General features: G+C 74.4%; 27 protein-coding genes. 12 read left to right on the top strand and 15 right to left on the bottom strand.

All coding sequences use genetic code 11. From position 1 onward, the window contains the following. Positions 1-7 precede the first annotated feature (7 nt). On the bottom strand, positions 8-1,819 hold the full coding sequence (locus AC0GKK_RS20250) for a helix-turn-helix domain-containing protein (protein WP_482638297.1): 1,812 nt from the start codon (positions 1,817-1,819) through the stop codon (positions 8-10). A gap of 137 nt (positions 1,820-1,956) precedes the next feature. Here AC0GKK_RS20250 and AC0GKK_RS20255 point away from each other — a divergent pair, with 137 nt between their 5' ends. From AC0GKK_RS20255 to AC0GKK_RS20265, 3 genes are read left to right on the top strand one after another with little or no spacing between them, the layout of a single operon-like run. Further along, complete coding sequence (locus tag AC0GKK_RS20255) at positions 1,957-2,769, top strand: N-acyl homoserine lactonase family protein (RefSeq protein ID WP_489882298.1); 813 nt, start codon at positions 1,957-1,959, stop codon at positions 2,767-2,769. Then, positions 2,769-4,064 (top strand): hydroxyacid-oxoacid transhydrogenase, encoded by a 1,296-nt coding sequence (locus tag AC0GKK_RS20260; RefSeq protein WP_208821752.1) that lies wholly within the window; start codon positions 2,769-2,771, stop codon positions 4,062-4,064. The genes AC0GKK_RS20255 and AC0GKK_RS20260 overlap by 1 nt, the downstream gene beginning before the upstream one ends. Before the next feature lie 56 nt (positions 4,065-4,120). Next, positions 4,121-4,609, top strand: coding sequence for an FmdB family zinc ribbon protein (locus tag AC0GKK_RS20265; RefSeq protein WP_405415170.1), 489 nt, complete (start codon positions 4,121-4,123; stop codon positions 4,607-4,609). A 184-nt stretch (positions 4,610-4,793) separates the two neighbouring features. On the opposite strand, the gene AC0GKK_RS20270 is transcribed toward AC0GKK_RS20265, so the two are convergent. From AC0GKK_RS20270 to AC0GKK_RS20290, 5 genes are all read right to left on the bottom strand, one after another. Beyond that, a complete protein-coding gene (locus tag AC0GKK_RS20270) occupies positions 4,794-5,444 on the bottom strand; it encodes a response regulator (protein WP_251784319.1) in 651 nt (216 codons plus the stop codon). Then, positions 5,441-6,622, bottom strand: coding sequence for a sensor histidine kinase (locus AC0GKK_RS20275; protein ID WP_489882299.1), 1,182 nt, complete (start codon positions 6,620-6,622; stop codon positions 5,441-5,443). The genes AC0GKK_RS20270 and AC0GKK_RS20275 overlap by 4 nt, the downstream gene beginning before the upstream one ends. A gap of 39 nt (positions 6,623-6,661) precedes the next feature. Then, positions 6,662-7,159, bottom strand: a complete 498-nt coding sequence (locus AC0GKK_RS20280) for a hypothetical protein (protein ID WP_253067840.1) — start codon at positions 7,157-7,159, stop codon at positions 6,662-6,664. A 177-nt stretch (positions 7,160-7,336) separates the two neighbouring features. Continuing rightward, positions 7,337-7,582, bottom strand: coding sequence for an acyl-CoA carboxylase epsilon subunit (locus AC0GKK_RS20285; RefSeq protein ID WP_489882300.1), 246 nt, complete (start codon positions 7,580-7,582; stop codon positions 7,337-7,339). Then, a complete protein-coding gene (locus tag AC0GKK_RS20290) occupies positions 7,582-9,222 on the bottom strand; it encodes an acyl-CoA carboxylase subunit beta (RefSeq protein ID WP_489882301.1) in 1,641 nt (546 codons plus the stop codon). Before AC0GKK_RS20290 ends, AC0GKK_RS20285 begins: the two co-directional genes overlap by 1 nt. A gap of 146 nt (positions 9,223-9,368) precedes the next feature. Between AC0GKK_RS20290 and AC0GKK_RS20295 the strand changes: the two genes are divergently transcribed. From AC0GKK_RS20295 to AC0GKK_RS20305, 3 genes are all read left to right on the top strand, one after another. Continuing rightward, positions 9,369-10,217: a biotin--[acetyl-CoA-carboxylase] ligase gene (locus AC0GKK_RS20295; RefSeq protein WP_489882302.1), complete on the top strand. Its 849-nt coding sequence runs from the start codon at positions 9,369-9,371 to the stop codon at positions 10,215-10,217. 80 nt (positions 10,218-10,297) lie between these two features. Beyond that, on the top strand, positions 10,298-10,921 hold the full coding sequence (locus AC0GKK_RS20300; RefSeq protein WP_476652581.1) for a PH domain-containing protein: 624 nt from the start codon (positions 10,298-10,300) through the stop codon (positions 10,919-10,921). Then, positions 10,918-11,850, top strand: a complete 933-nt coding sequence (locus AC0GKK_RS20305) for a hydroxymethylglutaryl-CoA lyase (RefSeq protein WP_251784314.1) — start codon at positions 10,918-10,920, stop codon at positions 11,848-11,850. The genes AC0GKK_RS20300 and AC0GKK_RS20305 overlap by 4 nt, the downstream gene beginning before the upstream one ends. Here AC0GKK_RS20305 and AC0GKK_RS20310 read toward each other — a convergent pair. Both AC0GKK_RS20310 and AC0GKK_RS20315 read right to left on the bottom strand, forming a co-directional pair. Next, a complete protein-coding gene (locus tag AC0GKK_RS20310; RefSeq protein ID WP_251784313.1) occupies positions 11,831-12,286 on the bottom strand; it encodes a MaoC/PaaZ C-terminal domain-containing protein in 456 nt (151 codons plus the stop codon). The two genes, AC0GKK_RS20305 and AC0GKK_RS20310, sit on opposite strands and share 20 nt — an antisense overlap. After that, positions 12,279-13,097 carry an inositol monophosphatase family protein gene (locus AC0GKK_RS20315; RefSeq protein ID WP_489882303.1) on the bottom strand — a complete coding sequence of 273 codons (819 nt, stop codon included), beginning with the start codon at positions 13,095-13,097 and terminating at the stop codon, positions 12,279-12,281. The genes AC0GKK_RS20310 and AC0GKK_RS20315 overlap by 8 nt, the downstream gene beginning before the upstream one ends. 65 nt (positions 13,098-13,162) lie before the next feature. Between AC0GKK_RS20315 and AC0GKK_RS20320 the strand changes: the two genes are divergently transcribed. Beyond that, complete coding sequence (locus tag AC0GKK_RS20320; protein ID WP_062397592.1) at positions 13,163-13,819, top strand: response regulator transcription factor; 657 nt, start codon at positions 13,163-13,165, stop codon at positions 13,817-13,819. A 7-nt stretch (positions 13,820-13,826) separates the two neighbouring features. Then, positions 13,827-15,101 (top strand): sensor histidine kinase, encoded by a 1,275-nt coding sequence (locus AC0GKK_RS20325; protein ID WP_253067845.1) that lies wholly within the window; start codon positions 13,827-13,829, stop codon positions 15,099-15,101. A gap of 16 nt (positions 15,102-15,117) precedes the next feature. Here the strand turns inward: AC0GKK_RS20325 and AC0GKK_RS20330 are convergent, their stop codons facing one another. Further along, positions 15,118-15,645 carry a GtrA family protein gene (locus AC0GKK_RS20330; protein ID WP_179761869.1) on the bottom strand — a complete coding sequence of 176 codons (528 nt, stop codon included), beginning with the start codon at positions 15,643-15,645 and terminating at the stop codon, positions 15,118-15,120. 79 nt (positions 15,646-15,724) lie between these two features. Between AC0GKK_RS20330 and AC0GKK_RS20335 the strand changes: the two genes are divergently transcribed. Both AC0GKK_RS20335 and purE read left to right on the top strand, forming a co-directional pair. Continuing rightward, positions 15,725-16,924 (top strand): 5-(carboxyamino)imidazole ribonucleotide synthase, encoded by a 1,200-nt coding sequence (locus AC0GKK_RS20335; protein ID WP_489884041.1) that lies wholly within the window; start codon positions 15,725-15,727, stop codon positions 16,922-16,924. After that, positions 16,921-17,433, top strand: coding sequence for a 5-(carboxyamino)imidazole ribonucleotide mutase (purE, locus tag AC0GKK_RS20340; RefSeq protein WP_178376051.1), 513 nt, complete (start codon positions 16,921-16,923; stop codon positions 17,431-17,433). The genes AC0GKK_RS20335 and purE overlap by 4 nt, the downstream gene beginning before the upstream one ends. Before the next feature lie 306 nt (positions 17,434-17,739). On the opposite strand, the gene AC0GKK_RS20345 is transcribed toward purE, so the two are convergent. Beyond that, complete coding sequence (locus tag AC0GKK_RS20345; RefSeq protein WP_062397586.1) at positions 17,740-18,447, bottom strand: TetR family transcriptional regulator; 708 nt, start codon at positions 18,445-18,447, stop codon at positions 17,740-17,742. A gap of 60 nt (positions 18,448-18,507) precedes the next feature. Here AC0GKK_RS20345 and AC0GKK_RS20350 point away from each other — a divergent pair, with 60 nt between their 5' ends. After that, positions 18,508-19,662, top strand: coding sequence for an acyl-CoA dehydrogenase (locus AC0GKK_RS20350; protein ID WP_489882304.1), 1,155 nt, complete (start codon positions 18,508-18,510; stop codon positions 19,660-19,662). A 207-nt stretch (positions 19,663-19,869) separates the two neighbouring features. On the opposite strand, the gene AC0GKK_RS20355 is transcribed toward AC0GKK_RS20350, so the two are convergent. The 3 genes from AC0GKK_RS20355 to AC0GKK_RS20365 are packed head-to-tail and all read right to left on the bottom strand — an operon-like array spanning position 19,870 to position 21,243. After that, the gene (locus tag AC0GKK_RS20355) at positions 19,870-20,403 is read right to left on the bottom strand and encodes a helix-turn-helix domain-containing protein (protein ID WP_179761871.1); all 534 of its coding nucleotides are present in this window, start codon (positions 20,401-20,403) and stop codon (positions 19,870-19,872) included. A 59-nt stretch (positions 20,404-20,462) separates the two neighbouring features. Further along, positions 20,463-20,699: a helix-turn-helix domain-containing protein gene (locus tag AC0GKK_RS20360; protein WP_062397580.1), complete on the bottom strand. Its 237-nt coding sequence runs from the start codon at positions 20,697-20,699 to the stop codon at positions 20,463-20,465. 25 nt (positions 20,700-20,724) lie between these two features. After that, positions 20,725-21,243 (bottom strand): DUF1097 domain-containing protein, encoded by a 519-nt coding sequence (locus AC0GKK_RS20365; protein WP_251784309.1) that lies wholly within the window; start codon positions 21,241-21,243, stop codon positions 20,725-20,727. Between the two features lie 234 nt (positions 21,244-21,477). On the opposite strand from AC0GKK_RS20365, the gene AC0GKK_RS20370 reads away from it, so the two are divergent. Continuing rightward, positions 21,478-22,656, top strand: a complete 1,179-nt coding sequence (locus AC0GKK_RS20370) for a benzoate/H(+) symporter BenE family transporter (protein WP_489882305.1) — start codon at positions 21,478-21,480, stop codon at positions 22,654-22,656. Between the two features lie 42 nt (positions 22,657-22,698). Here AC0GKK_RS20370 and AC0GKK_RS20375 read toward each other — a convergent pair whose 3' ends face one another. Beyond that, entirely contained in the window at positions 22,699-22,971 is a 273-nt protein-coding gene (locus AC0GKK_RS20375; RefSeq protein ID WP_202416400.1) for an MSMEG_0570 family nitrogen starvation response protein, read from the bottom strand. Between the two features lie 58 nt (positions 22,972-23,029). Then, positions 23,030-24,295: a threonine ammonia-lyase IlvA gene (gene ilvA / locus AC0GKK_RS20380; RefSeq protein ID WP_100878674.1), complete on the bottom strand. Its 1,266-nt coding sequence runs from the start codon at positions 24,293-24,295 to the stop codon at positions 23,030-23,032. Positions 24,296-24,314: the final 19 nt, after the last annotated feature.

Genomic DNA, 24,314 nt, shown 5'->3' on the forward strand with positions numbered 1-24,314 from the left:
TCGGACGCTACCGGCCCGCCACGGCGGAGCCGTGGTCCGCCACCGCGTCGGTGGTCCGGTCCGGCCCGGCGACGCGGTGCAGGCGCAGCGCCAGGTGCAGGTGGAAGCGGCCCTCGGGGGTGCGCCAGTCCGGTCCGAGCAGGTCGTCGACGCGTTCGAGGCGTTGGCGCACGGTGTTCGGGTGCACCGACAGCGCGTCGGCGGCCGGGGCGAGCAGCTCGCCCGCGGCGAACCAGTGCCACAGCGTCTCGGCCAGCCGGGTGCGCCGGCGCCGGTCGTAGTCGAGGACCGGGCCGAGGTGGCGCCCGACGATCTCCCGCGACGTGGTGCCGGTCCGGTCCCGGATCACCGCGCCGACCGCGCCGAGCGAGGCGAAGTCCGCGTGCCCGGTGGTGCGGCCCAGGGCACGGGCCGCCGCGGCGACGTCGGCGGCCTCGGTGTGCGCGCGGCGCAGGTCCGACGGCCCGCCCGAGGGGCTGTGCGCGGCGCCGACGAGCGACGGCGTCCCGGCCGCGGCGAGCCCCTCGGCGACGAGCGGTGCCGCCCCGGTCCCCGCGGGGCCGGGGCCGGTCGTCCCGGCGGCGATCACGCACACGTGCCCGTCGTGCACCGACACCAGCCAGCGGCCCGCCCCGTCGAGCCCCCGGACCGCCCGCGCCGCGGTCACCGCACCGGCCGGGTCGACGTCGACGACCAGCACCGTCGCCGGGGCGTCGGGGGAGAGGCCGTACTGCGCGAGCCGGGTCCCCAGCGTCGGCCGTGGCGGGACCCGGCTGTCGACGAGCTCCTCGACCAGGGTCGTCTGGGCGGTCTCGTCGGCCTGGGCCAGTGCCCGCTCGACCAGCAGCGCGACCGTCATGAACGCCGAGGCGTGCGCCAGCCGGGCGACGGCGTCGTCGTCGGCGCCCTCCATGACCAGGGTCGCCAGGTGCTCCCCCGCCGTGGTGATCGCGAGCAGCGCGTAGGTCCCGCCGCCGGGCAGGTGCGCGATCGCGACCCCACCGGCCTGCTGGGAGGTGCGGACCGCCGACCGCAGCCGCCACCCGGCCAGCTCCTCGGGGGTGAGCAGCCGTCGTCCCGTGCGCAGCGCCCCGGACGGGTCGTGCAGCGAGAGCGGGTGCCCGACGGACTCGGCGAGCACGGCGAACACCCCGGCCGCCTCGGCGGTGGAGCCGGCCATCGCCCCCATGAGGCGTTCGTCGAGGTGCAGGAGGTGTTCCAGGCGCAGCCGGGCGCCGGGGTCGGAACCGTCGTCGCGGGTGGTGCGCAGGCGCCGGATCTCCTCGCCGCGCCGGGTCTGCTCCAGCGCGACGGCGGCCTGCACGGCCATGTGCTCCAGCGCGGTCCGGGCGGCCGGGCCGAGGGTGCGGGGTCCGCGGTGGGCCACGAGCAGCGCTCCCACGACCCGCCCGCCCAGGCGCATCGGGGCGCCGGCGATGGCCCGCACCCCCTCACCGCGCACGATCGTGTCGATCCCCGACAGGTGGTTGAGCGCGCGGTCGGCCAGGTAGTCCGCGGTGGCGACCGTGCCCGCGCCGGCCGCCGCCCGCCCCAGCACACCGGTGCCGAACGGCATCCGGATCGCGCGGTACTCCGGCGTGCGGACACCGTCGGTCAGCTCGATGTAGGTCGTACCGGAGTGCAGGTCGTTGAGGCTGAAGTAGGCCATGTCCGCGCCGAGCAGCGCCCGGGTGCGGCGCAGAACGGCGCCGAGCATGACGTCGCGGTCGCCGACGTTCGCGAGGTCCAGCGCGGTCTGCCCGACGGCCTGGAGGATCGCGTCCTGGCTGGGCTCGGGGAACGGCGGAGCCGGCTTCATGCGCCCGACCCTATGTCTGTCCGCGCCATGTCCTGCGATCAAGACAGGCGCATACGACCATGGACGCCCGCCCCGGGCTTCCCGAGACTGGCCCGGCGACGAACTGCCAGAACCCTCCAGCGACGAAGGGAATCCTCATGGCCACGGCGAACAAGCTCAGCGTCATCCCCTGCGGGGCGATGCACGCCAATCTCCCGTTCCTGCTCCTCAAGCCCGGTGTCAGCATCAAGCCACGGTCCGAGAAGGACGCCCCGATCGACTGGGTGGAGGTGCCCACGCACTGCGTCCTCGTCGAGACCGACGAGGGCAAGCTGCTGTGGGACACCAGCTGTCCGTCGGACTGGGAGACGCGCTGGGCGCCGACCAGTCTGCAGGAGTTCTTCCCCTACGACCAGGTCGCCGACGACGAGTACCTGGACAAGCAGCTGCACAAGATGGGCGTCGGGCTCGACGAGATCGACTACGTCGTCCTCTCGCACCTGCACTTCGACCACGCGGGCAACGCCCAGATGTTCAAGAACACCAACGCGAAGATGATCTGCTCGGACAAGGAGAAGGAGTTCGCGCTCGGCTTCGAGGGCCCGTTCAACGGCGCCCACCTCAAGGCCGACTACGAGGGCATCGACTGGGAGATCGTCTCCGGCGACGTCGAGCTGCTCCCCGGCGTCAGCATGATCCAGACCCCGGGACACACCCCCGGCTGCATGTCGATGCGTGTCGACCTCCCCGACACCGGCACGATGATCTTCACCTCGGACGCGGTCTACATGGGAGAGAGCTACGGCCCGCCCGCCGCGCCCGCCGCGATCGTCAACAACCTCGAGGACTGGTTCTCCTCGGTGGAGAAGCTGCGCGGCATCCAGGAGCAGACGAACGCGCAGATGGTGTTCGGCCACGACGCCGAGCAGATCCACCAGCTGCGCAAGGCACCGGAGGGGTCGTACACCTGATGACGTTCGAGGTTCCGGAGTACACCGAGGAGACGATCTTCACCTGGGGTGCGCCGCCGCTGAAGTTCGGCGCGGGCGCGATCGACGAGGTCGGCTTCGAGCTGTCGGCCTACGACGTGTCCCGGGTCCTGATCGTGACCGACCCGGGGGTGAACGCGCTCGGCGCGCCGCAGCGCCTGGCCGACAACCTGTCCCGCTACGGCATCGAGTCCGAGATCTTCGACGGCGTGCACGTCGAGCCGACCGACGACTCGATGAACAAGGCGACCGAGTACGCCCGCGCGCAGGGTCCGTGGGACGGCTTCGTCGCCGTCGGGGGCGGGTCGGCGATCGACACCGCCAAGGCCATCAACCTGCTCACCAGCCACCCCGGCGAGCTGATGGACTACATCAACAAGCCGATCGGCGGCGCGAAGGTGCCGCCCGGGCAGCTCAAGCCGCTGATCGCCGTCCCGACGACGGCGGGCACCGGCTCGGAGTCCACCGCGATGTGCGTGCTGGACATCCTGTCCATGAAGGTCAAGACCGGGATCAGCCACTGGCGGCTGCGCCCGACCCTGGCCGTCATCGACCCGCTGCTGACGATGACGCTGCCGCCGCAGGTCACCGCGGCGGCCGGGATGGACATCACCTGCCACGCGCTGGAGAGCTACACGGCGCGGTACTACACCACCTTCGACCGCAAGAAGCCCGAGGAGCGGGTCACCTACTGCGGCTCCAACCCGGTCTCGGACCTGTGGTGCGAGAAGGCGATGTCACTGCTCGCGAAGTCGTTCCGGGCCGCCGTCGAGCGCGGCGCCGAGGACGTCGAGGCCCGCTCGGACATGATGATGGCCGCGACCTTCGCGGGCATGGGGTTCGGCAACTCCGGCGTGCACATCCCGCACGCCAACGCCTACCCGATCGCGGGCATGGTCAAGGACTACCGGCCGCAGGGCTACCCGCAGGACGAGGCGATGGTGCCGCACGGGGAGTCGGTGTCGCTGACCGCGCCCGAGGCGTTCCGGTTCTCCTTCGACTCCGCGCCGGAGCGGCACCTGCGGGCGGCGGAGCTGATGGACCCGCGGGCGGACAAGGTGAACGACCCGCGCGAGCAGCTGCCCGGGGTCCTGACCCGGCTGATGCGCGACATCGGCATCCCGAACGGCATCGGCGGCGTCGGCTACACCGAGGCCGACGTGCCGGACCTGGTCCCCGGGACGATGAAGCAGCAGCGGCTGCTCGCGACCTGCCCGCGGACCCCGACCGAGGACGACATCGCCGACATCCTCACGAAGTCCGTCGAGAACTGGTGACCGTCGCGGCCGGTGGTCCTCCGGGGCCGCCGGCCGCCCCGATCGAAGGCGGCACGATGCCGATCTACGTCTTCCGCTGCGGGTGCGGAGCCCGCTTCGAGCACCTCGCGTCCATGTCGGACGCGGCCACCCCGCCCTGCCCGCTCTGCGGGGACGGCGCGACGACCAAGGTCCCCGCCGGGTTCGCGCTCGGCGGCCAGGCCAGCCCCGGCCTGTCCAAGGACGAGATGCCCCAGACCTGGCGCGGGGTCTACAACGGGAACTCCGAGTACATCGACTCGATGCGCCGGACCTGGGACCAGCGACGCAGGCTGGAGGAGAAGTACCCGGAGATCGCCGGGGACCAGCGGCCGATCCTGGCGCACGAGGGCAAGTACCACGACGCCCCGCTGCGGGCCGGTGACATCCAGCTGGGCGGCACCGCCCCCCTGCCCGGCGCGGGCGTGGCGGCCAAGCAGGGCCACGGCCACGGCCACGGTCATGGCCACGGGCACGGGCACACCCCCACGCCCGCTCCCAGCCCGAAACCCCCCACCGCCGACTGAGCCGCGGGGTCCCGGCCGGATCGACACCTCGTCACCGCCGACCCGCCCCGCCGTGTCCACGACACCGGCAGCCGGGTGTGCGTGGCGACCGGTGACGGGGTGCGGCGACCCGCGCGGCGGGTGCCGGGCGACGCTACGGGTCGCCGCGGCGCTCGCCGGACGCTGTGGGGCCGCCTGGCCGGCGTCAGCGGCCGGCCAGGCCGTGGCGGTAGGCGTAGCCGACGGCCTGGGCGCGGTCGCGCAGCCCGGTCTTGGCGAACAGGTGGTTGACGTGGGTCTTCACCGTCGCCTCTCCGACAACCAGGCGCCGGGCGATCTCGGTGTTGGACAGGCCCTCGGCGATCAGGCCGAGGACCTCGACCTCGCGCGGGGTCAGCCCGTCCGGCGGGTCGACCGGTGCCGCCGGGACGGTCGACGCGCGGGCGGCGACCAGCCGGGACAGCACGCCGGCGTCCACGGTGGACACACCGTCGGCGGCCGAGCGCAGGGCCCGGCCGATGGCCTCGGCGTCGGCGTCCTTGGACAGCCAGCCCGATGCGCCCGCGGCGATCGCGTCGACCACGGCGTCGTCGTCGACGTAGGTGGTGAGCACGACGACGGCGGTGCCGGGGTGCCCGTCGCGGACCCGGCGGGTCGCCGAGACGCCGTCGCCCGCGGGCATCCGCAGGTCGGTGAGCAGCACGTCCGGCGCCAGCTCGGCGACCCGGGCGACCGCCTCGTCGCCGCCGGACGCGGTGCCGACGACCTCGATGCCGTCGAGCAGGCCCAGGACGGTGGCGAGGCCGTCGCGCACGATCCGCTGGTCGTCGGCCAGTACCACCCGCAGGTCGCTCACGTCGTGATCCTCTCGCGGTCCGGGGAGCGGGCGGGCAGCCGGAGCCGGACCCGCCAGCCGTCGGGGGTGGGGCCGGTCTGCAGCTCGGCGCCGACGAGAGCCGCCCGCTCGGCCATCCCGGCCAGGCCGGAGCCCTCGCCGTCGCCGGGCGGTGGCGGGGCCCCCGCGACGTCGACGACCTCCAGCTCGGCGCCGTCGCCGTCGCGGCGCAGGTGCACCGTCACGGGGGCGCCGGGGGCGTGCTTGCGGGCGTTGGACAGCGCCTCCTGCGCGGTGCGCAGCACGGTCTCGCCCTCCCGCGCGCCGAGGCGCAGCCCGTCGGCGACCTCGACGGTCGCGTCCGGGTGCGCCCGGCCGAGCTCGCGCAGCTCCCCGGCGACGTCGACCGGCGCCGGTCCCTCGCGCAGCGCCCGCACGGCCCGGCGGGCCTCGGTGATCCCGTCGGAGGCGAGCCGCTGGGCCCGCTCGATCTGGGCGATGGTGTCCGGCGCGGCCCCGTCGCGCAGTGCCATCAGCCGGGCACCCTGCAGCTGGACGGCCAGCGCGGACAGCGAGTGGGCCAGCACGTCGTGCACGTCGCGGGCGACCCGGGCGCGGTCGGCGATGGCCTCGGCGCGGGCGTGCTCCTCGCGGGCCCTGGCGTCGGCGACGAGTGTCCGCTCGTGCTCCTCGATCCGGCGGGCGGAGTCGCGGCGGCCGATCCCGAACAGCACCATCGCGGTCAGCGCGGCGACCACCAGCAGCGCGTCCCACAGCGAGGTGTAGGGCCCGACGACGATCGTGGTGGCGGCGATGACCGGCACGTCGACGAACAGCGCGGTCCGGTACGGCAGCCGCAGCGCGGCCACGAACACCGCCATCATCGGGAAGGCCGCCGAGGTGGTCCAGCCGTCGGACCCGGCCAGCAGGGCGATCCCGCCCCCCGCGAGCGCGATGCTGGTCAGGATCGTCGCGACCGGCGGCATGCTCCGGTGGAGGGCGAAGACCACCCACCCGGCGACGGCCGGGACGAGCCCGGCGTAGAGCCAGGTCGGGGAGACCTGCTGGGCCGGCGACCAGAACAGCAGGAACAGCACGATCGGCAGCCACAGCAGCGACACCAGCCGCCGGGGCACCCCGAGCAGCGGCGACCGGTCGTGCTCGACGCGGCGGGCCGTGCGGGCGGCGGGCGTGCTCACCGTTTCACTCTGACACAGCGGCCGGGCCGGGCGGGACGCTCAGGCCGCCGCGCGGGCACGGCGCGCCTCGTCCGGCCGGACCGGCAGCCCGGCCGCGGCCACCCGGCGTCGCAGGACCAGGCTCTGGACCAGCAGGCTGCCGCCGAAGACCAGCGCCGACGACGTCGACAGCAGCAGTCCGGCACCGACGGCCCCGCCGAGCACCCCGGCGCCGACCCGCACACCGATGGTCAGCACCCAGGCGACCAGCAGCGCGGCCGAGCCGCTGCGGTACGCCCACCCGTCGCGGGTGCCGAGGCGGAAGGCGTAGCCGCGCACTACCCCGAGCGCGGCCGCCAGCACCAGCTCGGCGGCGAGCAGTGCCACCCCGGCCGCGGTGACCTCCGGGCGGGCCTGGGCGAGGGTGAGCACCCCGATGCCGATCACGACGAACGGGAGCGTCACGTCCCGTCGCCCGCCGACGAACTGCCCGCGGAACTGCGTGTAGAGGACCAGGCCGACGATCGCGACCGTGATGACGAGTGAGGTGGCGTCCATGGGGAGGACGATCTCGCCGCGGACCCGGTCGGCGCGTCGGCGCCGGGGTCGATCCCGGGTGGACCCGCACCCTCCACCCCCGGGTGGACCGCCGTTCCCGGGCCGGACGCGACGGCGCCCGGCCCCCGGCGACGTGGTGTGCCGGGGACCGGGCGCCGGTCGGTGGTACCTCCGAGGTCAGCGGGGGAGGCCGGAGGCGCGCCAGGCGCCCGGGCCCGCGTGCAGCGGGGCGCGGAGCTGGGCCGCGGGGTGCGACCACAGGTCCGGCGTCCGCAGCGGGGCGGGCGGCCCACCGGCGCTCGCCGCCGCGGCGACGACGGCGGTCAGCGCGGCGAGCTCGTGGTCGTCCGGGGTGCCCCGCACGACGCGGAACAGCGCGCGGCGCTCCTCCGGGGTCTGTTCGGTGGACTCCTCGGCGGCCATCAGAGCGGGATGTTCCCGTGCTTGCGGGTCGGGCCCTGCTCCCGCTTGGTGGACAGCATCCGCAGCGCCCGGCCGACGTAGCCGCGGGTGTGCGACGGCGGCACGACCGCGTCGATGTAGCCCCGGTCGGCGGCGATGTAGGGGTTGCAGAGGGTGTCCTCGTAGTCCTGCTGCAGCTCCGCCCGCCTGGCGGCGAGCTCGTCGCCCTCCAGGCCCTTGAGCTCCTTGCGGTAGAGGATCGACACCGCGCCCTGCGCGCCGGTGACCGCGATCTGCGCGGTCGGCCAGGCGATGTTGACGTCGGCGCCGAGGTGCTTGGAGCCCATGACGTCGTAGGCGCCGCCGTAGGCCTTGCGGGTGATGACGGTGACCTTCGGGACGGTCGCCTCGGCGTAGGCGTAGATCAGCTTCGCGCCGCGGCGGATGATGCCGTTCCACTCCTGCTCGGTGCCGGGCAGGAAGCCCGGGACGTCGACGAAGGTCAGCACCGGGATGTTGAACGCGTCGCAGGTCCGCACGAAGCGGGCGGCCTTCTCCGAGGCGTCGATGTCCAGGCAGCCGGCGAACTGGGTCGGCTGGTTCGCGACGATGCCGACGCTGCGGCCCTCGACGCGGGCGTAGCCGACCACGATGTTCGGCGCCCAGAGCTCCTGGACCTCGAGGAAGTCCTCGTCGTCGACGACCCGGTTGATGACCTCGCGGATGTCGTAGGGCGTGTTCGCCGAGTCCGGGATCAGGGTGTCGAGCTCGCGGTCGGAGTCGATGATCCCGTCCTCGATCGAACCCTCGACGGGCTCGGTGGCCGGGAACGACGGCGCCTCGGACAGGTTGTTCGACGGCAGGAAGCTCAGCAGCTGCTTGACGTAGTCGAGCGCGTCGGCCTCGTCGCCCGCCAGGTAGTGCGCCACACCGGACTTGGTGTTGTGGGCCCGGCCGCCGCCGAGCTCCTCCATGTCGACGTCCTCGCCGGTGACGGTCTTGATGACGTCCGGGCCGGTGATGAACATGTGGCTGGTCTCGTCGACCATGACGGTGAAGTCGGTGATCGCGGGGGAGTAGACCGCGCCGCCCGCGCACGGGCCCATGATCAGCGAGATCTGCGGGATCACACCCGAGCTCTGCACGTTGCGGGTGAAGATCTCGCCGTAGAGGCCGAGGGCGACGACCCCCTCCTGGATGCGGGCGCCGCCGCCGTCGTTGATGCCGACGACCGGGCAGCCGATCTTCGCGGCCACGTCCATGACCTTGACGATCTTCTCGCCGTAGACCTCGCCGAGCGCGCCGCCGAAGACGGTCGCGTCCTGGGAGAACACGGCGACCGGGCGGCCGTCGATCGTGCCGGTGCCGGTCACGACGCCGTCGCCGAAGGGGCGCTTGGCGTCCATCCCGAAGTTCGTCGAGCGGTGCCGGGTCAGCGCGTCCAGCTCGACGAACGAGCCCGGGTCGAGCAGCTGGTCGATCCGCTCACGGGCGGTCTGCCGCCCCTTCGCGTGCTGCTTCTCGACCGCGGACGCCGAACCGGCGTGGACCGCGTCCTCGAAACGCTGGTAGAGATCGGCGAGCTTGCCCGCCGTGGTGTGGATGTCCGGCTCTGCCCCACCACTGTCCGGGGTCGCCATCGGCTCCGTTGCGGCGCTCATGAGGTCGGAGCTTAACCCGCAAGTAGGTTCGGCCCGGGCGTGACGTCCGACGCAGCCGACCGGGTGGCCGTCCCGCCGACACCGTTACCGATCCGTTCACCCTCCGCGGTCCCCGGCGCGTCGCGGGGCCGTTACGGTGCGCGGTGATGACGACCGGGACGAATCACGGCGACGGGACCCCGCTGGACCCGTATGCCCTGCGGACGGCCGTGCTCCGTCCCGCGGGGGGCTGGACGGCGCTCGACGTCGTCGCCTCCACCGGATCCACGAACGCCGACCTGCTGGCCGAGGCCGGGCGCGGTGCGCCGGACCGCTCGGTGCTGATCGCCGAGGACCAGGTGCGCGGCCGGGGCCGCCTCGACCGGACCTGGATCTCGCGGCCCGGGGCGGCGCTGACGATGTCGGTGCTGTGGCGCCCCGAGGGCGTGCCCGCCGACCGGCTGGGCTGGCTGCCGATGCTCGCGGGCGTCGCGCTGGCCGACGCGATCACCGAGCTCGCCCCGGACGTACCGGTGGCCCTGAAGTGGCCCAACGACCTGCTGGTCGGGCCGGCGCGGGGCAAGGCCGCGGGGATCCTCGCCGAGATGACCGCGGTCTCCGGCGGCGGGCCGGGGATCGTCCTGGGCATCGGGCTCAACATCTCCACCCCGGCCACCGACCTGCCGTGGGGTGCGACCTCGCTGGCCGCGCACGGGTTCACCGCGTCCCGCGCCGAGACCGCGACCGTGCTGCTGGGGCACCTGTACCGGCGCGAGGCGCAGTGGCGCGACGCCTGCGGCGACGCCGACGCCTGCGGCCTGCGCCGCGACTACCGCTCGGCCTGCGCCAGCCTCGGCTCGCGGGTGCGGGTGGAGCGCCCGGCCGGGGACCACCTCGTCGGGACGGCCGAGGACGTCGACCTGCAGGGCCGGCTGCTGGTCCACCCGGACGACGGGGCCCGCGTCGCGGTGGCGGCCGGGGACATCGTCCATCTGCGCGCGGCCGACCAGTCCTGAGTCACCCACTGCGCTGACCTGCGACGCAGCCCCCGCGCGTCGCGTGGGCGGTCGGCGCCCGGCGCCCTACCGTGGGAGGTATGGCGTTCCCCGACAGCGCTCTGGACCGGGCTCTGGACCGGGTTCTCGACGAGGGCGAGCACGTCGTGCTGGTCGGGCACCCGCACTGGCGGCTGGCCCTGCGGCCGGCCGCGGTCCTCGTCGGGGTCAGCGCCGTCGCCGGGTTCGGGGCCGCCGTGGTCCGGCTGCAGCCGTGGGCGCCGTGGGCCTGGCTCGTGCTCGGGGTGCTCGCCGCGCTCGTCGCGGTGCGGTTCACGCTGCTGCCGATCGCGCGCTGGCGCGCCACCCTGCTGGTCGTCACCGACCGGCGGTTCCTCGTCCGGGAGGGCCTGCTCGTCCGCGACGGCCTCGACGTGCCGATCGACCGCATCGACTCGGTCCGCGTCCGGACCGGCGCCGGGGGACGGCTGTTCGGCTGCGGCACCCTGCTGCTCGACGTCGCCGGGGAGCGGCTGCGGTTCACCGACGTCGCGGGCGTGGAACGGGTGCAGGCCCGGCTGCACCGGGAGATCGGCCTGCTCGCCGAGCGGCGCCGCAGCAACGAGAAGGAGAGCGAGCACACGGCCCGCCGTGGTCACGCCGACGCGGCCGTGCGGGGCAGGATGGAGGCTCCCGCACCGCAGCGAGAGAGGGCGTCCCTGTGAGCAACGGTCTTCCCACGACGGTGCGCGACCCCGCGCTGCCGGAGCGCGTCGAGATCTACGAGGTCGGCCCCCGCGACGGGCTGCAGAACGAGAAGACCGTCGTCCCGGTCGCGGTGAAGGCCGAGTTCCTCGACCGGCTCGCCGACGCGGGCCTGCGCACGCTGGAGGCGACCAGCTTCGTGCACCCGACGTGGGTGCCCCAGCTCGCCGACGCCGCCGACCTGCTCGCCGTGCTCGACCGCCGCGCCGGGCTCGACTACCCCGTCCTCACCCCGAACGAGCGCGGGCTGCAGCGCGCGATCGACGCCGGCTGCGACCACGTCGCGGTGTTCGCCTCGGCCACCGAGACGTTCGCGAAGCGGAACCTGAACCGCACGCTCGACGAGCAGTTCGCGATGTTCGAGCCGACCGTGACCCGCGCGGTGTCCGAGGGTCTGCGGGTGCGGGCCTACGTGTCGATGGTGTTCGGCGACCCGTGGGAGGGCGGCGTCGACCCGGACCAGGCCGCCGCCGTCGGGGCGCGGCTGATGGAGATGGGCTGCGACCAGCTCTCCCTCGGCGACACGATCGGCGTCGCCACCCCGGCGCACGTCGGCGCGGTGCTCGACGCGTGCGTCGCCCGCGGGGTCGGCGTCGAGCGGCTCGCGGTGCACTTCCACGACACCTACGGCCAGGCGCTGTCCAACACCCTGGCCGCGCTGCGGTACGGCGTGACCACCGTCGACGCCAGCGCGGGCGGCCTGGGCGGCTGCCCCTACGCCGGGTCCGCGACCGGCAACCTCGCCACCGAGGACCTGGTGTGGATGCTCGACGGGCTCGGCATCGACCACGGCGCCGACCTGCGGAAGCTGGTCGACACGAGTGTGTGGATGGCCGGACACCTGGGACGGCCGTCGCCGTCGCGGGTGGTCACGGCGCTGTCGGCCTGACCTCGAACATCCCGGTGAACCGGGACCGGTACACGACCGCGCCGTCGCCGGTGCGGGTCAGCGTCCCGCGCAGCGTGATCAGGCCCATCGACGGGCGGCTGCGCGAGACGCGGGCATCGAGGACCTCCATCTCCGCGTGCAGCTCGTCGCCCGCGAACACCGGTGCCGGCCAGGCGATCTCGTCGCCGCCGGGTGAGCCGAGCGACGCCGCGCGGGACAGCACGGCGTCGACGTAGGCGCGCATCCACAGGCTCGCGGTGAACCAGCCGGACGCGGCCAGGCCGCCGAACACCCGCTCGCCGTCGGCCTCGTGCAGGTGGAACGGCTGCGGGTCGAAGCGGGCCGAGAACGCGACCATCTCGTCGCGGTCGACCGCGGTCGTACCGAGGTCGAGGACGGTCCCCGGGGTCAGGTCGTCGAAGTACAGCTCAGCCACGCAGCACCCCCAGCACGGCGTCGTGCAGCAGACCGTTGCTGGTCAGGCCGTGCCCGCCGGACCAGGTCGGGTTCCCGGCGAGGTCGGTCAGCCGCCCGCCCGCCTCGGCGACGACGGCGGCCGGCGCCGCCAGGTCCCACGGGTTCGCGGCGGGTTCCACCGCGACGTCGACGACCCCCTCGGCGACGAGCACGTGCTGCCAGAAGTCGCCGAACGCGCGGGACTCCCAGCAGGCCTCGGTCAGCGCGATCCAGCCCTCCCGCGACGCCGGGGACGGGTCGGTGCGGAAGGTCTCGGTGTTGGTGGTCGAGACGTAGGCGTCGGCGACGTCGGCCACCCCCGACACCGCGATCCGCTTCGGCGTCCCCGACGGCAGGTCACGTGCCCAGGCCCCGGCCCCCGCCGAGCCCCACCAGCGGCGGTGCAGCGCCGGCGCGCTCACCACACCCACCGTCGGCACGCCGTCGACGACGAGCGCGATCAGCGTCGCCCACGCGGGCACCCCGCGCGAGAAGTTCTTGGTCCCGTCGATCGGGTCGATCACCCAGCCGCGGCCGTGCGCGGTGTCGGTGGACCCGCCGCGCTCCTCCCCGAGGATCGCGTCGGCGGGGCGCTCGTGGCCCAGCGCGGCGCGGATCGCGTCCTCGGCGGCGGTGTCGGCGTCGGTCACCGGGGTGCGGTCCGGCTTGCGCTCCACCCGCAGGTCGGCGGCCCGGAAACGGGGCAGCGTGATCGCGTCGGCGAGATCCGCCAGGCGCAGGGCGAGATCCAGATCACCGGGTTCGGCGGGCACGCATCGCTCGGGGTTCACGTTGGGCGAGCATGCCAGCTCGCACCGCCACCGTGCCCGGGGCCCGGAGCCCTATGCTCGGTGAGATGACCACCGTGGTTCTGGCCGAGGACGACGCGGCCATCGCCGAGCCGCTGTCGCGGGCCCTGCAGCGCGAGGGGTACGACGTCGACGTCGTCGCCGACGGCGTCGGCGCCGTCGACCGGGTCACCCGTGCGCAGGTCGACCTGCTCGTGCTCGACCTGGGGCTGCCCGGCATGGACGGCCTGGAGGTCTGCAGGCGGGTCCGCGCGACCCTGCCGGACCTGCCCGTCCTCATGCTCACCGCCCGCACCGACGAGGTCGACTTCGTCGTGGGGCTCGACGCCGGCGCCGACGACTACGTGTCCAAGCCGTTCCGGCTGGCCGAGCTGCTGGCCCGGGTGCGGGCGCTGCTGCGCCGCCGCACCCAGGACGTCGTCGAGGTGGACGGCCTGCGGATGGAGCTGTCCGGCCGCCGCGTCCTGCTCGACGGCGACGAGATCTCCCTGGCCAACAAGGAGTTCGAGCTGCTGCGCGTGCTGATGATCCACGCCGGCCAGGTCGTGACGCGCGAGGAGATCCTGCACGCGGTCTGGGGTGACGCGGACATGAAGTCGTCGAAGACGCTGGACATGCACATGTCGTGGCTGCGCCGCAAGATCGGCGGCGAGAAGCGGATCGCCACCGTCCGCGGCGTCGGCTTCCGGTACAACTCGGACTGAGGTCGCCGTGCGCCGCCGGATCCTGATCTCCACACTGCTGACGGTGGCGCTGACCGCGCTGTTCCTGGGCGGCCCGCTCGCGCTCGCGACCTGGCAGCTCGTCGAGGACTTCACCCGTGCCGAGCTGACCCAGCGCCTCGAGCAGGTCACCGAGACCGTCGAGGAGTACGGCACCGGGCCGCAGTCGCAACGGCTGGTGGAGGCGGCGATCCCGCCGAACTCCCGGCTGGTGGTCGTGCCGCCGGACTCCGACCCGATCGTCTACGGCGTGGACCGGGTCGACGACCCGGTGACCGAGTCGCTGCCGTTCGGGCCGGGCGGGATCATGGAGCTGTCCCAGCCGACCTCGGTGATGCGGTCCCAGCAGACCCAGGTGGTGGCCGTCGTCGTGCTGCTGGTGGGGTTCTCCGTCACCGTCGGCACGGGGGTCGCGGTGTACACCGCGCGCCGGCTGTCGGACCCGCTGCGCGACCTCGCGGCCCGCGCCGCCCGCCTCGGTGCGGGCGACTTCCGCCGGTCCCCGGCCCGCTACGACATCGCCGAGCTCGACCGCGTCTCGGAGGTCCTGGACTCCTCGGCGACGGCGCTGTCCCAGCTGCTGCACCGCGAGCGGTCGCTGGTCGGGGACGTGTCCCACCAGCTGCGCAGCCGGATCACCGCGCTGCAGCTGCGTCTGGACGAGCTCGCCTGCCACCCCGACCCGGACGCCCGCCGCGAGGCCAACGCGGCGCTGGAGCAGACCGAGCGGCTCACCGCCGTCCTCGACGACCTGCTGGAGTCCGCGCGCGCCGCGCGGGCGGTCGGGGCGGAACCGGTCGACCTGGCCGAGGCCGTCGCCGACGCCGAGCGGGAGTGGCGCGGCCCGCTCACCGCGGCCGGCCGGTCGCTCAAGGTGCGGGTGCCCGAGGGGCTGCTCGCCCGGGTGACCGCGGCACGGCTGCGCGAGGCGATCGGGGTGCTCGTCGACAACGCGCTGCAGCACGGCGACGGACCGGTCACGATCTCCGCGCGGACCGGGGAGAACGCGCTGCTGGTGGAGGTGTCCGACACCGGGCCCGGCGTGCCGGAGGACCTGGTGCCGCACGTGTTCGACCGGGGCATCTCGGCGCAGTCCTCGACCGGGCTGGGGCTGGCGCTGGCCCGGACGCTGGTCGAGGCCGACGGTGGCAGGCTGGAGCTGTCCCGGGCCCGGCCGCCGGTGTTCCGGCTGTACCTGCCCGCGGCCCGCACCGACGACGTCACCGCGGCGGCCCCGGTGCCCGACCGCACCGGCCCGCGGTAGCCGGTGGCCCGGTCGCTCAGTCCCCGGGGGCCGGGGGGACCGGCGGGGGCTGGCGTCGCACGAACTGGTCCGGCCACACGAACCGGCGGAACGCCCACCAGCGGAAGGCCATCCCGACCAGGGTGCCGACGATCTGGCCGGCCACGAAGTCCGCGGACTCCTGGGCGACCAGCGAGACGAACGGCACCTGCAGCTCGAAGACGTAGCGCGAGACCCACAGCGGCGCCGAGTACACCCCGACCCCGACCCCGCTGATCACGAAGAACAGGAGGGCCTCGTGGTGCCGCTCGCGCCCGCCGCGGGTCCGGAAGGACCACTCGCGGTTCAGCACGTAGGACACCATCGTCGCCACCAGCACCGCGACCACCTTGGCGGTCACCGGCTTGTCGGCCAGCACCGTGGCCTTCAGCACCAGGAACACCACCGTGTCGATGACCCAGGTGCTGCCACCGACCATCAGGAACTTGATCAGCTCGCGGTGTTTGATCGCCTTGTCGCGGTACGGCTGGGGGATCCTGGCGAGCGTCGCCTCCACCACCGTCACGGGATCGATCGTGCCAGATTAGGCTCCCGGTCTCGTGGAGAGGGTTGACGCGCAGAAGGCCGCCTTGCCCGTCGTCGGCATGGTCGGCGGTGGCCAGCTGGCCCGGATGACCGCCCAGGCCGCCGTCGCGCTGGGGCAGACCCTGCGGGTGCTGGCCGCGTCGCCGGACGATCCGGCGGCCCGGGCGACGCCGGACGTCGTCATCGGCGACCCCGACGACGCCGCCGCGCTGCGGGAGCTCGCGACGGGCTGCTCGGCCGTCACGTTCGACCACGAGGGTGTCCCGCAGGAGGTGCTGGTCCCGCTCGCCGAGGCCGGGCTGCCGCTGCGGCCGCCGCCCTCGGCGCTCGTGCACGCGCAGGACAAGCTGGTGATGCGACGACGGCTGTCGGAGATGGGGCTGCCGGTGCCCGCGTTCGCCGAGGTGGCGGCGCCCGGCGACGTCGCCGCGTTCGGGGCAGGGCACGGCTGGCCGGTCGTGCTCAAGGCCACCCGCGGCGGCTACGACGGCCGCGGCGTCTGGTTCCTGCGCGCCGGCGGCGACGACACCGACCGGCTGGTCGCCGACCTGCTCGACGCCGGCACCCCGCTGCTCGTCGAGTCCGCGGTCCCGATGACCCGCGAGCTGGCCGCGAGTGTCGCCCGCTCGCCCTTCGGCCAGGCCGCCGCATGGCCGGTCGTCGAGACCCTGCAGGTCGACGGCCAGTGCGCCCGGGTCACCTCGCCCGCCCCCGGGCTCGACCCGGACCACGCCGCCCGGATCCAGGAACTGGCGCTGCGGATCGCGGCCGAGCTCGGCGTCGTCGGGCTGATGACGGTCGAGCTGTTCGAGACCGCGCCCGGCGAGGTCGTCGTGAACGAGCTGGCGATGCGCCCGCACAACTCCGGGCACTGGACGATCGAGGGCTCGGTCACCTCGCAGTTCGAGCAGCACCTGCGCGCGGTGCTGGACTACCCGCTCGGCTCCACCGCCCCGGTCGCCCCGGTCGCGGTGATGGCGAACGTGCTCGGTGCGGCGCAGGAGCCCGCGATGGGCATGGACGAGCGGCTGCACCACTGCTTCGCGCGCTTCCCCGAGGGGAAGGTGCACCTCTACGCCAAGGACGGCCGCCCGGCCCGCAAGATCGGGCACGTGACGGTCCTCGGCCGCGACGAGACCGACGTGCGCACCCGTGCGGAGCTCGCCGCGGGCTGGCTGGCCACCGCGACCTGGGCGGACGGCTGGTCCGCCCACACCGGCGATCCCCGCTCCCCGCACTCCCCGGAAGGACCTCGATGACGCAGACCGGCTCCCCGCGCGTGGGCGTGATCATGGGCAGCGACTCCGACTGGCCGGTGATGGGCGCCGCGGGCGCCGCGCTCGACGAGTTCGGCGTGCCGTGGGAGGTGGGCGTCTACTCCGCCCACCGCACCCCGCAGCGGATGCTCGACTACGCCGCCTCGGCCGCCGACCGCGGCCTGCAGGCGATCGTCGCCGGGGCCGGTGGTGCCGCGCACCTGCCCGGGATGGTCGCCGCCGCGACGCCGCTGCCGGTGATCGGCGTGCCCGTGCCGCTGAAGTACCTCGACGGCCTGGACTCGCTGCTGTCGATCGTGCAGATGCCCGCCGGCGTGCCGGTGGCGACCGTCGCGGTCGGGAACGCCCGCAACGCCGGACTGCTCGCGGTGCGCATCCTCGGCGCCGGCGACGAGCGGCTCCGGCAGGCCATGGTGGAGTACCAGGCCGACCTCGAGCGCAGCGTCCTGGACAAGGACGCGGCGCTGCGCGTGGCCGCCCGCGAGGGCTGAGGACCGGGCCGCGATTTTCCGGTGGCGCGCCGCTCGATCCCGTGCGTACGGTGTCGGTACACGGGAGAGGAGGTGGTCCAGCAGATGAGCTACAGCAGGACACGTGAGGTGGCCGTCAGCTAGCACCACGTTCTGCTCCGGCGGGGAGAACCCGTCGGAGAGGCGGTCGTGGAAGCCGGTGTGGTGCCGGCGAGTTCCCGACGGTCACCCGTGATCCCCGGGTCCGAACTCTGTCCGGTTCGGTGACGCACCCCGGTGCGGCCCGGGGATCACGCATGTCCGGGGCCGGACGCCCCGGGGCCGGGCTCAGCCCGTGCGTCGGGTCGACTCCCGTTCCAGGGTCCGCGCCGCGCGCTCCAGACGCCGGGTCACGTCCTCCAGGTCGGGTGCGGCGGCCGGCTCGCCCGCGTCCTCCAGCGGCAGCATCGGCGCGACCCGGCGGAAGTGGTCGACGGCGCCGGGCAGGTCGGCGTCGCGCGCGCCCTCGACCAGCCACCGGCGCAGCGCCTGGTTGTGCGCGGCGACCAGCGCCGCCGCCGTCACCGCGGCCCGCAGCTCGCCGTCCGGGCGGTCGCCCAGCCGGGCGGTGAGCTCGCGGGTGAACAGCCGTCGGTAGTGGTGCACCGACGCGGCCTCGCGGTCGCGCAGCGCGGGCACCGAGCCGACGAGCGCGAAGCGCAGCCGGGCGACCTCCGGGTCCTCGGTGTAGAGCTCGAACACCGTCTCCGCGGCACGCAGTGCCAGTGACGGCAGCGGTTCGTCGGGGTGCGCGCCGGCGAACACCTCGCCGATCCGGGCCAGCCCGCGCTCGTGGTCGGGGGACAGCGCGTCCTCCTTGCCGCGGAAGTAGCGGAAGAAGGTGCGGCGCCCGACGCCCGCGGCGGCGGCGATGTCGTCGACGGTCGTGTCGTCGTAGCCGCGTTCGGTGAACAGCCGCGCGGCCGCCGCCACCAGCTCCCGCCGCACCTCGGCCCGCCCCTCGGGGGAACGCCCGCGCCGCGTGCTGGTCGTCATGGCACGGAGGGTAGCAAGGTCCCGTGACATGTGGCACGGAGTGCCGTTAGCATGGTCGGCATGAACAGCGAGTTCGACAGCTACCGGCTCAGCGACGAGCACACGGCCCTCCGCGAGGCGGTCCGGGACCTGGCGGAGAAGGAGATCGCCCCGCACGCCGCCGACGTCGACGAGCAGGGCCGGTACCCCGTCGAGGCGCGCGACGCGCTGGTCAAGGCCGGCTTCCAGGCCGTGATCATCCCGGAGGAGTACGGCGGCCAAGGCGCCGACGAGCTCGCCGGCTGCATCGTGATCGAGGAGGTCGCGCGGGTCTGCGCGTCGTCGTCGCTGATCCCCGGGGTGAACGGCCTCGGGCTCACCCCGATCCTGCTGTCCGCCTCGGACGAGCTGAAGAAGCAGGTCCTGCCGTCGGTCGCCGCCGGCGAGGCGATGGTCAGCTACGCGCTCTCCGAGCGGGAGGCGGGCTCCGACGCCGCGTCGATGAAGACCCGCGCCCGCCGCGACGGCGACGAGTGGGTCCTCAACGGCACCAAGTGCTGGATCACCAACGCGGGCGAGTCGACCTGGTACACGGTCATGGCCGTCACCGACCCGGAGAAGAAGGCCAACGGGATCTCGGCGTTCGTGGTCCACTCCGACGACCCGGGCTTCGTCATCGGCACCAAGGAGCGCAAGCTCGGGATCCACGGCTCGCCGACCCGCGAGATCCACTTCGAGGACTGCCGCATCCCGGCCGACCGGATCATCGGCGCCGAGGGCACCGGCTTCAAGACCGCGCTGCGCACGCTGGACCACACGCGTCCGACCATCGGTGCGCAGGCCGTCGGCATCGCGCAGGGTGCGCTCGACGTCGCGACGCAGTACATGAAGGAGCGCAAGCAGTTCGGCAGGCACCTGGCCGAGTTCCAGGGTCTGCAGTTCATGCTCGCCGACATGGCGATGAAGGTCGAGGCCGCCCGCCAGCTCTGCTACGTGGCCGCCTCGCGCGCCGAGCGCAACGAGGCCGACCTGGGCTTCATCTCCTCGGCCGCCAAGTGCTTCGCCTCCGACACCGCGATGCAGGTGACCACCGACGCCGTCCAGCTGCTCGGCGGCGCGGGCTACACCCGCGACTTCCCGGCCGAGCGCATGATGCGCGACGCGAAGATCACCCAGATCTACGAGGGCACCAACCAGATCCAGCGCATGGTGATGGCGCGTTCGCTGCTCAGGTGACACCCTGACGGCCCACGGACGGGGCCGTCGTGGACGGCGACGGTCCGGCCGCTGAACGCGCTGCGCGAGCGGGCCTGGACCCGGCGGCGCTGGCGGGCACCGACCCTGTACGCCAGCCGGGGTGCTCGCCCGGTGGGACGCGGCGGCCTGACGATCAGTACATGGGCGCGGTACGGGGCCGCGCGCAGCGCGCCCAGGTGCTGACGATCACGGACCCGGCGGGGTGCGGATGACGAGCACGGCCGCGGCCGGTTCCCCGGCGAGGGCGGTGTAGGTGTGCTCGCCGTCGGCGGGCCAGCGGGTGGCCTCGCCGGTGCCGAGGTCGGCCTCGCGCCCGCTGCGTCCGGCCCGGACGGCACCGCGGGTGACGAGCAGGTGCTCCATCACGCCCGGACCGTGCCCGGGGGACACGTGCACCGCCTCCGGGACGAGGGCCAGGGCGTACACCTCGACGGTGCCGTGGTCGTCGGTGGCCGTGTCCAGCAGGCGCGCGGTGATGCCGGGGCCGGCGACCTCGGCCCCGGGGTGCTCGGCGAGCAGCCGCGACAGCGGTACGCCGAGGGCGTCCGCGAGCGCGTAGAGGGTGGACAGGGTGGGGTTGCGGCTGCCGTTCTCGATCTCCGACAGCGAGCCCTTGCCGATCCCCGCCCGCTCCGCGAGCGCTCCGAGGGACAGGCCGCGTGCGGCCCGGGCCGTCCGCAGCCGTGCGCCGACGGCCGTGCGCAGCGCCCCGTCGTCCACCGGGCGACTGTAGCCCGGCCCGTCCGGACAGGTGGACGCCCGCGGCGGGGGAGCGCGGGCTACCCCGCCGGCGCGTCCGGGCCGGGCCGCGGCACGGGCGTCCCCGGGTCGCGCACCGCGGTGGCCGCGGAGAAGCGGGCCGGGAGCGCCGTGACCTGGTCCCGCAGATCCTCCACGTCCCACAGGTCACGGCCGTCCGGTTCCCGGAAGGCCGGTGTCACCAGGCCGGCCCTGGCCCAGCGGTGCAGTGCCCGCGGGCTCAGGGCCAGTCTGGTCGCGGCCTCGCCGGTGGTCACCAGTCGCACCGGGCGCCGCCGCTGGTCAGGCCGCGGCGGGTGCCGCGGAGCGGGCGGTCAGGCGGCCGACGACCAGGCTGCAGCCGTAGCCCAGCACGACCGAGCCGACCACGAACGACAGCAGCATCACCGTGAAGGGGCCGGTGGGCAGCGAGAAGTCGGTGCCCGACGCCCCGCTGAGCAGGCCGAACGCCGCGGTCGTGGCGAACCCGACGACCGCGCCGGGGACGAACCCGAGCACCGGTACGAGCGCACCGAGGATGAACACCGCGGTCATCCCACCGATGATCAGACCCAGCAGGGCGGGGTTCGTGGTGAGTCCGGCCAGGACCAGCATGACGGTGCCGGTGACGATGCCCCAGACGTTCGTGGCCAGAGCGGTGACCAGCGCGGGCCGGTCACCGCCCGCCGCGAAGAACGTCGCGGCGCCCAGGAACGTCGCCGGTACGAACAGGCCGAGCCCGGAGAGCGGACCGAGGTAGAGGTACGCGATCACCGCCCCGGCGACGCCGATCACCAGGGCCAGAGCGACGGGCAGCTTCATGAGACGGGCCTTCCGGTAGAGCCGCGCCCGGCGGGTGCGGCGGCCCACGCAGGATGGGCCGCGGCAGGTGGCCGTACCAAGATCGGCGGACCGGACGTCACCGCCTGTTTTCCGGACGACACGGTTCGGTCATCTTTGGTCGGGTCGGCGGCACCCCGTGTATCGGCTGCAGAACATCCTGCTTACCGCCCCCGGTGAGTTCTGTTTACAGAACGACGCGGTTAGGGTGGCGCCGTGGATCGTTCCTGGGCGCAACCGGTGTCGGTCGGTGTCGTCTCCGCGGTGATCGGGGTGACCAGCTCGTTCGCCGTCGTCCTCGCCGGGCTGACGGCGGCCGGTGCCGACCCGGCGCAGGCCGCGTCCGGGCTGGTGGTGCTCACCGCGCTGATGGGGGTGGCGACGATCTGGCTGTCCCGCCGGTTCCGCCGCCCGCTGACGGTCGCCTGGTCCACCCCCGGCGCGGCGTTGCTGGCCTCCACCGGAGCCGTCGCGGGTGGGTGGCCCGCCGTGGTCGGCGCGTTCGTCGTCGGCGGTCTCCTCATCGTCGCGACCGGGCTCGTGCGCCCGCTCGGGCGGCTCGTCGGCGCGATCCCGGCGCCGATCGCGCAGGCGATGCTGGCCGGTGTGCTCCTGCCGCTGTGCCTGGCGCCGGTCCGTGCGCTGGTCGAGCGGCCGCTGCTGGTGGCGCCGATCGTGGTCCTGTGGGTCGTCCTGTCGCGGTTCGCGCCGCGCTGGGCGTCCCCGGCCGCGTTCGGGCTGGCCCTGGTGATCGTCGTCGTCCTCGCCGACGGTCGGTCGTGGCTGCGCCCGCCGGAGATCACCCTCACCGTCCCGGCCTTCTCGGTCGCGGCCCTGGTGGGGGTCGCGCTGCCGCTCTGGGTGGTCACGATGGCCTCGCAGAACGTGCCCGGCGTCGCGGTGCTCGCCGCGGCGGGCTACCCCGTCCCCTGGCGCCACGCGATGGTGCTCACCGGCGCCGGGACGGTCCTCGGGGCCCCGGCCGGTGCGCACGCGATCAACCTGGCCGCGATCACCGCGGCGCTGCCCGCCTCGCCCGAGTCCCACCCGGACCCGGCGCGACGCTGGGTCGCCTGCCAGGCCAACGGCGTCGCCTGCCTGCTGCTGGCCCCGCTCGCGACGACGATGGCCGCCCTGGTCGCGGCCGCGCCGCCCGGGGTCGTGGAGTCCGTCGCGGGGCTCGCCCTGCTCGGGACGTTCGGTCCCGCGCTCGCCGGGGCCCTCGCCGTCGCCGACCCGACGCCGGATCCGGCCGTCGCGCGGGTGCCCGCGGCCGCCGCGTTCCTGGTCTCGGCGGCCGGGGTCACGATCGCCGGGATCGGCGGGGCGTTCTGGGGGCTGCTCGCCGGGGTGGCGCTGCACCTGGTGCTGCGGCGGCGCCCGGCCGCCGCGTGACGCCGCGCCGCGGCCGCCGCATCACCGCAGGACCCGGCGGCGTCAGCGGCGGAAGCCCTCCACCCGCACCTCGTCGGTCGGGGCGAACCGCCCCGCGGCCGCGTCGATGAGCGCGATCGTCCGCGCCGACTGCGCGCAGCCGAACCCGTACTTCGCCCGCACCCGCGCGTCGGCGATCTCCATGCAGGTGCGGCTGCGCGTGACGAACTCGGCCACCGGGTAGGTCGTGCCGGTGTCCAGGTGTTCGGTCACCACCAGCGACGGCGAGTAGTAGCTGACCTCGGTGCCGTCCGGCCAGCGGACGTCGAACATCATCTCGGGCACGGTCGTGCACGGTAGGCGGCCCGGATTGCCGCCGTGTTGCGCGCGGCGTCTACAGGATGAAGCCGAACAGCGGGCTGTCCGGCGGGATCGGCTCGATGTGCGGGGGAGCCTCCTGCATCCGCTTGAGCAGCGCGGGCAGGTCGTCCGGCGAACCCAGCTCGATGCCGACCAGGGCCGGGCCGGTCTCCCGGTTGGAGCGCTTGGTGTACTCGAACAGGGTGATGTCGTCATCCGGGCCGAGGACGTCGTCGAGGAACCGGCGCAGCGCGCCCGGCTCCTGCGGGAACTCGACGAGGAAGTAGTGCTTGCGGCCCTCGAAGACCAGGGCGCGCTCGACGATGTCGGCGTAGCGGGAGACATCGTTGTTGCCGCCCGAGAGCAGGCAGACCGTCGTGGCGTCGCGGGGGATGTCGAGCCGGTCCAGCGCCGCGGGGGACAGCGCGCCCGCCGGCTCGGCGATGATCCCGTCGGACTGGTAGAGCGCGAGCATCTCGACGCAGATCCGGCCCTCGGGCACCGCGAGCAGCTCCACGCCCGCGTCGCGCACCACGTCGAAGGTGGCCGCGCCGACCTTGCGCACGGCGGCGCCGTCGACGAACGGGTCCAGCGATCCCAGGTCGACCGGCTCGCCCGCGGCGACCGCGGCCGCCATGCTCGCCGCCCCGGCGGGCTCGACGCCCACGATCCGGGTCGACGGCGCGTGCTCGCGCAGGTAGGTGATGGCCCCGGCGAGCAGTCCACCGCCACCGACCGGCACGACCAGCACATCCGGCGGGTCGGCCAGCTGGGAGACGATCTCGCGGGCGATCGTGCCCTGGCCCGCGACGGTGCGCGGGTCGTCGAAGGCGGGCACCTGGGTGGCACCGGTGGACTCGGCGTCGGCGCGGGCGGCCGCGGCGGCCTCGTCGTAGGTGTTGCCGACCACCCGCACCTCGACGGCGTCGCGGCCCAGCCGCGCGACCCGGTCCCGCTTCTGGCGCGGAGTCGTGCCGGGCAGGTAGACCCGCCCGGTCACGCCGAGGCGCTGGCAGGCGAACGCGACGCCCTGGGCGTGGTTGCCGGCGCTGGCGCAGACGACGCCGGCGAGACGGTCGGCCTCGGGCAGCTGCGCGATGAGGTTGTAGGCGCCGCGGATCTTGTACGAACGGACCGGCTGCAGGTCCTCGCGCTTGACCCAGACCTCGCCGCCGAGCGCGTCGGACAGGCGGGGGTTGAGCTGCAGCGGGGTCGGGCCGATGACGGCGCGGAGCCGGGCCGCCGCGTCGTCGACGTCCCGGGCGCTCACAGAGGGGGTCACGGTCGACCAGGGTGTCATGACCCCCGGCCGGGGCCGC

The organism is Pseudonocardia sp. P-1, assembly GCF_058111925.1.